Source organism: Agrobacterium sp. MS2 (assembly GCF_003261015.1).
Taxonomy (GTDB): Bacteria; Pseudomonadota; Alphaproteobacteria; order Rhizobiales; family Rhizobiaceae; genus Agrobacterium; species Agrobacterium pusense.
The window spans coordinates 1-1497 of record NZ_QLNF01000062.1 but is presented as its reverse complement, the minus strand read 5'-3'; the positions used below and the strand labels follow the sequence as shown (position 1 = coordinate 1497).

1 pseudogene is annotated in these 1497 nt (G+C 54.6%); it reads right to left on the bottom strand.

The annotated features are described in order from the left end of the window. Window positions 1-72: 72 nt before the first annotated feature. A pseudogene (locus DOU54_RS17010) lies at window positions 73-440 on the bottom strand (transposase); the annotation flags it as partial. Window positions 441-1497 lie beyond the last annotated feature (1057 nt).

Genomic DNA, 1497 nt, shown 5'->3' with positions numbered 1-1497 from the left:
TCCCAACTGAGCGGCGATATGTGTTTCAATAGAGTATCAGGAATGTCTCGCCCCGCTCGTTTCAGCTGTGTGACTGAAGCCGAGAAGCTTCGCTTGGCGCACGACGGATAGCTTATGCTGGCGGTCGATCATTTCTTTCCGCCCAGCAATCCCGCCTTGCCGAGCGCACCGGATAAAAAATCGTTCTCCAGTGTCAATTCGCCGATCTTGGCGTGCAGTGTTTTGACATCGACGGTTGGACCCGCCGGTTCCGCCTTCGCTTCATCACCGAAAACGCCTGTCGCCCCCTCAAGGAGCTGGTCTTTCCACTGTTTGATCTGGTTGGCGTGCACGTCAAACTGCTGGGACAACTCCACCAGCGTCTGTTCGCCTCGAATAGCGGCAAGCGCCACCTTTGCCTTGAAAGCCGGGCTGTGGTTCCGGCGCGGTCGTCTCGTCATGGTATCTCCTGTTCACGGCATCTAAGCCGAAGTCAGGCAGAAATTCCACTTATCCCCGCTGTTCAAATTTCCCGAGCCAGCTCTCAGGAGGGGCGCCACGGTGGCGCCCCTTCAGTGACGCCCGATACCGCCTTTGATAAAGATCTCGTTTGTAAGACAATTGCCGCGATTAATTTAACGGTCTGCGACATAGATTTCATTCCACCCGCTCAAATTAGTATGCAGAATTCGTAAGCGGGACAACCAGCCGGCCGTAAGAGCCCCTCGCCCCTTCGTCAGCCGTTTGAAGCCTGAAATCTATCGGCATGCAAAACCTTGCAACTCCGCGCGGGCCCCGTTTCCGCACCGTCCGCCACGCAGGGAATATCGCAAACCAAGTTTTAACCATTGCCGTCAATTATAATATGGCGCGGCTTGTATAGCGTCCGCGCGTTTCAGTCGGAGACACTCGCATTTTCCGAAAGATTTTACTTTTCCTGATCGTCACCTTGTCTACAATATTCGCGGCCATGCTGATCGCAGTGATTGCAGCAGAGACAAATTGGATCGCGAGTTGGGACAGCAAAATAACGCTCGCCCCTGGCACAGCTTATAAGCTCTAACTGCGATCGCGACATTGCCGTCTCGCGAGGGTCGAATGCAGATGCTCGACTCAATCCTCACCCTGATTGTCATTTTTATCCCGTCTACGCGTTCTTCAAATGGGTTCATCATGACGCGCCGAATGCGGGTACATCCTCAAAACCGCACCAGGCCAGCCGCGGCCTAAAACGCCACTAATTTTCGCGCTGCCGCTCTCCTGTCGATAATGAAAAATTTCCCCGCGCCTGCATTTAAGATTCCCAGAGCTCCGGTCAACCCGGGCATGGTGCAGGACTGCCGTCATTGCCGGATGATCCAAGTTGGGTGACAATCTTACGGCGTCCCGACCTCGCCGAACGAAGTGAACGACATGAGCGGAAGGTAGCTTGCTCTTAGGGACGCCACCTGCATGGTGCCGCTATCGGACATCCGTTCTCTCTCTCTCTCTCTCTCTCTCTCTCTCTCTCTCTCTCTC